This window comes from Caldisphaera sp., from assembly GCF_046536515.1.
Classification (GTDB): domain Archaea; phylum Thermoproteota; class Thermoprotei_A; order Sulfolobales; family Acidilobaceae; genus Caldisphaera.
Genome location: NZ_JAWDMQ010000011.1, coordinates 26,963 through 34,576 on the forward strand (window position 1 = coordinate 26,963; position 7,614 = coordinate 34,576).

The window sequence follows — 7,614 nt, forward strand, 5'->3', positions numbered from 1 at the left end:
TTTTTACTTAGCACAAATCGGTGAACACCTTGGGAAACACTATAAAATATGTTGCTATAATATTTGTAATATTAGCAGTAATTGGTTTTGTAGGATTTGCTTATGAATATAACTTAGCAAAGCAGGCTATTAACAAAAATGCAAGTAACAATAATTCTAATACATTATTTTCTCAACCTATGATAGGTATTGTTACACCAATGGCAATGGAACAAGCCCCTATTTTAGCAGCCATGAAAAATGTTACAGAAGTTAATATAAGTGGTTATACATTTTACATAGGAAAAATAGGGAATCAATATGTTGTAAATGTAAGAAGTGGGGAAAAAGAATATGCCGCTGAATTGGCTACATATATAATGGATACTCATTTTCATATAATAGCAAATATTTTAAGCGGTACTGCAGGTTCAAGGAATCCATACGTTTTACCAGGTGATGTTGTAATAGGTGCTTATGTTGTAGATAAATCCTCAATTCACTATCATAATAGAGGCTTTCAGAGCGATTACACTGGAGTAGAGATGGTGGTAACAAATAAAAGTTTAATAAATAACTCGATTATAGGAGGTTATGGAGAAGTTGGTCCAACATTACAAAATGCCTCATATTATGGTTATGGCCCTAGTGCTATAGATGAAAGCTATGTATATGTTGCTGCATTGCCAGCATCATTAGGATTAGTTGAAATTGCTGAAAATGCACCTTTAGGTTATTTATATGCTGCAAATGTCACAGGTAATAGTTCTATTACTGGCATAGTAAAGTCAAAAATTATTATTGGTGCTATTGGATCTGCTAACCAATGGACAGAGCCTCTAGTTTGGCAATTAGATCAAAATGCTTTATATCAAACTGACGCAGGCGAAAATGAGGGAATGGGATTTGCGTATGTTAATTCAGAATTAGGAATTCCATGGATTATTGTTAGAGGTATTTCAGATTCTCCATGGTTTCCAAATACTTATATAGGTGTAACTGCTGCTCAAGAAGCTGCTAATGTAACAATTTATATAATAGAACACTTTTCGACTAAAAACTTATACCAAACCGTTAATGAAAGTATACTATCAAATGTTTCAAATGCAAAATTAAACAACTACTTAATAGCATTAAGAGCTTATTATTCAGTAGGTAATGTAACTGAAATTCAATATATGGCCCAAAATGGGACTATAATAACAATAAATAATCCTAATATAGCTGAATATACCTATTCATTTGGGTACAAAATTTTAGAAAGCAGAAGTATAAGCTGATTATTTTAATCAGATTAATTTTTTTTATTTTTTAGAGTAAACTTAAGTTAATAAAGATTTACGAAATAATATAAAGGATTATTTAAATTGATTTGAAAGATAAGGAAAATTAAAGAAAATCGATATACTTATTTAATTAATATTGGAAATCAAGCTATTCTGAGGTAAATAATGTATAATAATGGTCATGTTTTGCTTTTTGAAAATATTTTATGGTTTAAAATGTAGAAAAAGCTGGAAATTGTTTCTAGGTTTAGACATAATCTCATTGTTTTGCTATAGATATTGCCTCCGTACAGCTTGAAACGCTTGTAGATGTTAACACTGGTGCTTCTATATCATTCCAAAGTATTTCTGAATTCTTAGCTATATTATCAATCAGTGTTGGTTCTATATACCTTCCATTTGTTAACCCCCCGGTTAACAATGATCCTCCTTTATATATAGCATCATTAATAAGTTTTGTTGATCTATCATGATAATTGTTTTAATCTGAGTTTATATAATTTAAACTAATTTTCATAACGCGATAAGAATTTTTATTGTATAAGCTTATTCTTTTCTCTAATGTCATGCTGTTTGCAAAAATACATCTTTAAACTTAATTATAAGTATTTTAAATCTATTATAGCTATTAAATTATTTTACATCAAAATCTTTATTTATCTAATAATTATGACTCTTCATTTCAACCACTATTTATCTAAATAATATCGATTTTCTATATAGTATATATAGAATTACATATATACTATAGAAATGTTTTTATACATATAAATAAATATAGTTTATTGGCGAAAAAAATGAAAAAGGGTAAAAATATGGTAGGTAATGGTAAAACTAGTTTAGTGGTTGTAGGAATCATAGTAGTAATTGCGATAGTTTTAGTTGGTGCATACTTTGTAATGCATAAAAGCCATACAACATCATCAACAACAACTTCCAATTTAATTGACCCTACGAAATTGAGTGTGACAATAAAGGCTGGTGGTTCAACGTGGATTAATCCTCAAATGCAAGTATGGATACGTAACTTTAGTTCTGTATATCCCGGCATCTTAGTTACTTATGATAGTGTTGGTAGTGGAACTGGTGTCAGTAGATTACTGCAAGGCGTTTATCTAATAGGGGCTTCTGACGTACCAATGCCAACACAGTTATATCAAAATGCCACGAACATCTACGGTAAGATAGTAACTATACCTGATTCCGTAGGTGCGGTGGCTTTTATATACAATATACCTGGTTTCAATGGTACCTTAAATCTCACAGCAAATGTACTAGCCGGCATTTACACAGGGAAGATACAATATTGGGATGATCCAAACATAACTGCATTAAACAAGAACTTCCAATTCCCACACGAGAAAATAATCGCAGTTCATAGAAGTGATGGTAGTGGTACCACTTTCACATTTACCTTATGGCTTACAAAATCCTCAGAAGTTTGGAATAGTAGTGGTGTAGGTTACGGTTACACGGTTAATTGGCCAGTAGATCAGCTAGGTACCGGGCTTGGTGGAAAGGGTAGCGAAGGTGTTACTGCTTACGTTGAACAGAACCAGTGGTCAATAGGTTATGTGGAACTTAGCTATGCCATAGTTAATAACTTAATGGTAGCAGCTGTTCAGAACCCAGCTACTGGGAAATTCATTAAACCAAGTGCTAATAGTATAATTAGTGCCTTAAACTCTGTAGACCTATCTAAGCTACCTAGTGTGCTCAGTAATTGGTATCCATATGCTGGAATATTCATGAATTTGAACGCATCTAATGCATACCCAATAGTAGGCAACTCTTACTTACATGCACCGGCTATTTATACGAATTGCAATAACGCTGTAGCCGTATACATATTCCTTAAGTACATACTGATTCAGGGGCAGAATGAACTGATTAAGGGCTATGTGCCATTACCTAGTCAATTGGCACAAAGTCTAGCTAATGAACTTGGTAATGATATAACATGTAATGGTCAGCCTGTTGTTAGCCTAATTAAATAAAGGGAGTAAGGAATATGAACTATGTAGTTAAAAGGGCTAAAAACAGGCTAATTCCTTTTTCTTCTATTGGCATCCTAATTGTTATAGCTTTTGTTGGCACCATGCTTGGAGCGTTAATATATTACTCATTACCAGCACTCATGAAAGAGGGTTTATTAGTATATACAACAAACAAATGGGATCCAAATACAAACTTTTTTGGTGGCTTAGCTGCAATTTATGGTACATTCGTGGTTTCACTAGTTGCCATAACTATAGTAATGTTGCTTGCAGTAGGATCGGCAATATTCCTAAACGAGTTCGCCTTAGGTAAGCTAAAGGAATTCTTAATAATAGTTAGTGACTTAATGGTTGGTTTCCCAACCGTGATATACGGTTTCTGGGGATTGTATGTGTTAGGGCCTACGCTTAATCCAACACTATTTACCTGGCTTCATAAGAAACTAGGTTTCTTGCCATTGTTCTCTACAACTCCTATTGGCGGCTCATATCTACTTGCTGCATCAGTACTTGCCATAATGATAACTCCATTTGCTTCGTCATTGATTAGGGAAATTTATGCGCAGGTACCTGAGGTTATGGTCGAAGGTATCTATGCGTTAGGCCTTACTAGGTGGGATGCTATTAAAATAAAGTTATCATATATAGCTAAGTCCTTAATTGGGGCTTTAAGCTTAGCTTTGGGCAGGGGGATAGGCGAGACCATGGCTGTAGTATTAACTATAGGAGGAGCACTTAAGGTATCTACAAGTTTATTATCGCCTGGAATAACAATACCATCACTTATAGCAAATCAATTTGGTAGTGCATATACGCAGATTGAACAGTCTGCATTATTTTCCCTAGCATTATTACTTTTTGTAACAGGAATGAGCTTCATAGTAATAGCGAAGCTTGTTCTACTAAGGGGGAGTTTGAAGTGAGAGTTCGCGAGGTCTTAGCCTTAACCCTAACATTAGCGGCAACAGTGTTTATGTTTACACCGTTTTTCTGGATACTTGGTACCATAATATATAAAGGTGTTTCTGTGTTAGCTAAAGCAGGGTTTAGTTTCCTAGTCAACATACCACCTCTGCCAGGCTTCAACAGCTTGGGTGGCATAGCTAATGTTCTAGAGGGTAGCCTATTAATAGTAGGTATGGCTATTGCTATTGCAGCACCGACCTCCTTGTTGTCAGCTATTTATATTACCCTCTATGAAGATTCACCAATAGCCAGGCTAGGTAGAACGCTGCTTGACTTAATGGTTGAATTTCCAACAATAGTTGTGGGTATATCAGTATTCCTAGTTTTCGGACTTACGCTGGGTTTAGGATTAAATGCCTTAGTAGCCTCAATAGCCTTAGCCTTAATAATGATACCTTATACTACAATTCAAGCGATAGAGGCTATGAGAGTACCCAAGAGTATGACATATGAGGGAGCTGTGGCTTTGGGATTAACGGAGAGCCACATTGCAAAAATACTTCTAATTGAAGGAAGGAGAGGGGTTATTACGGGAGTTTTAATCGGAATGGCTAAGATATTTGGGGAGACTGCACCACTACTCTTTACGACTACCACATCATTCAACATATTTGCCAACAGCCCATTATCTCCTGTATCTGCAGTGCCCGTGCTCATATATGTTTACGCCTTTAGTCCCTATACCAATTGGCAACAAGTTGCCTGGGGTGCATCGTTAATCCTTTCTCTTGTAGTGCTTAGCATTTACCTATCTGCCAGGTTATCCTTGGGTAAAGGTGATAGATATGCATGATTCTGGCGATTCAAGACCTGTGGTTCTCGAGGTCGAGAAACTTAATGTGTGGCTTGGTAAAACACAAGTACTTAATAACATTACAGGGTTGGTAGTGCCTAAAAACAGCGTATTTGCAATAATGGGCCCCTCAGGTTCGGGTAAAACAACTCTGGTTAAGACTTTTAATAGGATAATAGAGTTAAATAAAGAAGCTAAGGTTGAGGGTAAAATCACACTTAATGGTGAGGATATATTCTCCATGGACCCAGTGGTATTGAGAAGGAAGGTCGGCATGGTTTTTCAACAACCCAACCCATTTCCACATATGAGCATTTATGATAACATAGCTTACGCATTGAGGGCTAATGGTATTGTCAAGGACAAATCCAGGTTAAAAGATGAGGTTAGATCAGCTCTTGAAATGGCGCAACTTTGGGATGATGTGAAGTATAAGTTAAACTCTGCAGCTAGGAAACTGTCTGGTGGGCAACAACAGAGGCTGGTTATAGCTAGGGCATTAGCATTGAGACCAGAGGTTCTTCTTATGGATGAACCGACTTCTATGATCGATGTCGTAAGCGCGGCTAAAATTGAGCAGTTAATTGTCGAGTTAAGTAAGGACATAACAATAATTTTAGTATCACATAGTCCTCAGCAAACAATGAGAATCTCCAACTACGTAGCATTTCTCTACGATGGTAAATTAATTGAGTGGGGACCTACTGAAAAAGTGTTCAAGTCTCCCTCTCATAGATTAACGGAGATGTATGTAATAGGTAAGATTTAGTGAATTTTTCGCCTTAATTATTTACATTACTTTACAACTCATCTATAACCAGTTATAGATTATATATTGTTTTGAGATTATGTTTTTAAGAAAACAATAGAATTAACAAGTTATAGATAATAAAATTAATGAACTTAAATTAATTGAAATATATCTTAAATATATACTATATTAATATAAAATGTCACATATTCATTAATTTATGATTATTACAATGATTATACAGCATAGTAAAAACATTTATTTTAAGGAATTAAATAGTAAATGCTTGATGGATAATTTAGTTAAGGTTACTAAGAATTTTAGGATTACTATATTTGCTCTAGTAGGGAGACTAGAAATTAGGATAGGTTGGTCTAGCTATGTTAAGTGTTAATGTGGTTGTAATTAGAAAGATTGTCAAGGAAATAAACATGAATAGGTATGTAAGAAGATAAGCATTAATAATATTAACAAGGTTAATTTATGAAGAGTAGTAGGTAGCATTAATTTGTAATAGAGACTACATTGCTTGAATACATGTAAGCAACTTGAAGAAGGATGAATCTTTTCTGTGAAGAGACGGGAACCTTAAAGCTTTGTCCCTAAGCATGAAGTAGTTTACATAAAGCTCCATACCGTTATTATCAGCTTATATTATTTTTCTAACTCTATTAGTTAATAAATTTCTACATCTTCAAAACGTTCTCTAGGATTACCAACTATCTTTGATACCTTATCTGTTCTACATCAAATGGGGTATTCATTATGGGAACAATAAACAATAATCCTCCTTTAGAAAAAATATTGTTTGCCAAGTTTATGCTAGTAGTTGAAGAGATTGTCGATAGATCTATAACCATTTTGTCTTTAATATATGGTAAGATTTTATTAATTGCTTCAGAAACAGCACTATCAATAGAAAAATAGTTAATATTATATTAGAATTTGATGCTAGTTCTTAAATAGATTTTGTTGTATTAACATCATATATATCTTTGAGAATTCCAAAGCTTTCGAATAAGTCGTATAATAAACAAAATCGAACAAATTTGTTTTTCTTAGATTTATTGAAACCCTAGATCTACAGCTCTTAATCCTATTAAACCTACCTTTATTTATTTCCATCTTCTCTTTTATCATTAATTTATTTTTAGTTTAAATGTTTAACTTTATTAAGTCTATTATTAGAAATATAATATAAAAATTAAAAAATTAAATTTTGATCAGGATTTTTATAAACTATATCTCCGTTAATAATAGTTATTAGAACTTTATTAGATTGATAATTTTCTATAGGATCTTTATCAAGAATTACAAGATCTCCTTTTTCCCCAATTTCTATTTTACCTATATCATCTCTATCTATAGCTAATGACGATTTATTAGTATAGGCATCATATGCCTCTAATACATCTAAGGACTCGTGCTTTGTATATCTGTATAATTCTAGTTCTTGATCTTTTCCTCTATTAACGGCTGAAGTGATAAAGTGAACGACAAGCACCTTCTAGGGGCGAGGTAAAGTTTTTTAAGTTTAGAAACTTATTAAAAATTGAGACAGTTGCTAACGGGGTATGCGTCACTGAAATATGAGGTACGCCTCTACCCCAACTAACAAGTGTAATAAAATAGGGTTCCAGGCCGATCAACTGTTAAAACATGAGGAGCGGGAGCCGATTTCTCCCGCAATATCGGCTTGGGGGATAATAGAGTAGCACCCATAAAAGGGGTGTAACCCTTGAGACCTCAGGAAACTCGCCCTTCAGGGCGGGGAGGAGGTCAGCCCATCCATGACCAAATATCCATGTTTTAAATTTATCTTTTTCTTTAGATATATAATAG

At 34.0% G+C, this 7,614-nt stretch carries 9 protein-coding genes and 1 pseudogene; 7 read left to right on the top strand and 3 right to left on the bottom strand.

The window, feature by feature from the left end; genetic code table 11:
- Window positions 1-29: 29 nt before the first annotated feature.
- Window positions 30-1,259: a nucleoside phosphorylase gene (locus RXO53_RS02965; RefSeq protein WP_410712778.1), complete on the top strand. Its 1,230-nt coding sequence runs from the start codon at window positions 30-32 to the stop codon at window positions 1,257-1,259.
- A 265-nt stretch (window positions 1,260-1,524) separates the two neighbouring features.
- Here RXO53_RS02965 and RXO53_RS02970 read toward each other — a convergent pair.
- Window positions 1,525-1,722 (bottom strand): annotated as a pseudogene (locus RXO53_RS02970) (aldehyde dehydrogenase family protein); the annotation flags it as partial.
- A 442-nt stretch (window positions 1,723-2,164) separates the two neighbouring features.
- Between RXO53_RS02970 and pstS the strand changes: the two are divergent.
- From pstS to RXO53_RS02995, 5 genes are all read left to right on the top strand, one after another.
- The gene (gene pstS, locus RXO53_RS02975) at window positions 2,165-3,262 is read left to right on the top strand and encodes a phosphate ABC transporter substrate-binding protein PstS (RefSeq protein ID WP_410712779.1); all 1,098 of its coding nucleotides are present in this window, start codon (window positions 2,165-2,167) and stop codon (window positions 3,260-3,262) included.
- A 14-nt stretch (window positions 3,263-3,276) separates the two neighbouring features.
- Complete coding sequence (pstC, locus tag RXO53_RS02980) at window positions 3,277-4,185, top strand: phosphate ABC transporter permease subunit PstC (protein WP_410712780.1); 909 nt, start codon at window positions 3,277-3,279, stop codon at window positions 4,183-4,185.
- Window positions 4,182-5,021, top strand: a complete 840-nt coding sequence (locus tag RXO53_RS02985; protein ID WP_410712781.1) for a PstA family ABC transporter permease — start codon at window positions 4,182-4,184, stop codon at window positions 5,019-5,021. Before pstC ends, RXO53_RS02985 begins: the two co-directional genes overlap by 4 nt.
- The gene (locus RXO53_RS02990) at window positions 5,014-5,790 is read left to right on the top strand and encodes a phosphate ABC transporter ATP-binding protein (protein ID WP_410712782.1); all 777 of its coding nucleotides are present in this window, start codon (window positions 5,014-5,016) and stop codon (window positions 5,788-5,790) included. Before RXO53_RS02985 ends, RXO53_RS02990 begins: the two co-directional genes overlap by 8 nt.
- Before the next feature lie 747 nt (window positions 5,791-6,537).
- Window positions 6,538-6,699 carry a hypothetical protein gene (locus RXO53_RS02995; protein ID WP_410712783.1) on the top strand — a complete coding sequence of 54 codons (162 nt, stop codon included), beginning with the start codon at window positions 6,538-6,540 and terminating at the stop codon, window positions 6,697-6,699.
- 24 nt (window positions 6,700-6,723) lie between these two features.
- Here RXO53_RS02995 and RXO53_RS03000 read toward each other — a convergent pair whose 3' ends face one another.
- Both RXO53_RS03000 and RXO53_RS03005 read right to left on the bottom strand, forming a co-directional pair.
- The gene (locus RXO53_RS03000; RefSeq protein WP_410712784.1) at window positions 6,724-6,912 is read right to left on the bottom strand and encodes a hypothetical protein; all 189 of its coding nucleotides are present in this window, start codon (window positions 6,910-6,912) and stop codon (window positions 6,724-6,726) included.
- Between the two features lie 64 nt (window positions 6,913-6,976).
- Window positions 6,977-7,276 carry an amidohydrolase family protein gene (locus RXO53_RS03005; protein ID WP_410712785.1) on the bottom strand — a complete coding sequence of 100 codons (300 nt, stop codon included), beginning with the start codon at window positions 7,274-7,276 and terminating at the stop codon, window positions 6,977-6,979.
- Window positions 7,277-7,361: 85 nt separating this feature from the next.
- Here RXO53_RS03005 and RXO53_RS03010 point away from each other — a divergent pair, with 85 nt between their 5' ends.
- A complete protein-coding gene (locus tag RXO53_RS03010) occupies window positions 7,362-7,487 on the top strand; it encodes a hypothetical protein (RefSeq protein WP_410712786.1) in 126 nt (41 codons plus the stop codon).
- Window positions 7,488-7,614 lie beyond the last annotated feature (127 nt).

Excerpts from the sequence above, each read along its gene's own strand:
- RXO53_RS03000 (WP_410712784.1), bottom strand. The coding sequence starts at position 6,912 with ATGATAAAAGAGAAGATGGAAATAAATAAAGGTAGGTTTAATAGGATT.
- RXO53_RS02995 (WP_410712783.1), top strand. The coding sequence starts at position 6,538 with ATGGGAACAATAAACAATAATCCTCCTTTAGAAAAAATATTGTTTGCC.
- RXO53_RS03010 (WP_410712786.1), top strand. The coding sequence starts at position 7,362 with ATGAGGTACGCCTCTACCCCAACTAACAAGTGTAATAAAATAGGGTTC.
- pstC (WP_410712780.1), top strand. The coding sequence starts at position 3,277 with ATGAACTATGTAGTTAAAAGGGCTAAAAACAGGCTAATTCCTTTTTCT.
- RXO53_RS02990 (WP_410712782.1), top strand. The coding sequence starts at position 5,014 with ATGCATGATTCTGGCGATTCAAGACCTGTGGTTCTCGAGGTCGAGAAA.
- pstS (WP_410712779.1), top strand. The coding sequence starts at position 2,165 with ATGCATAAAAGCCATACAACATCATCAACAACAACTTCCAATTTAATT.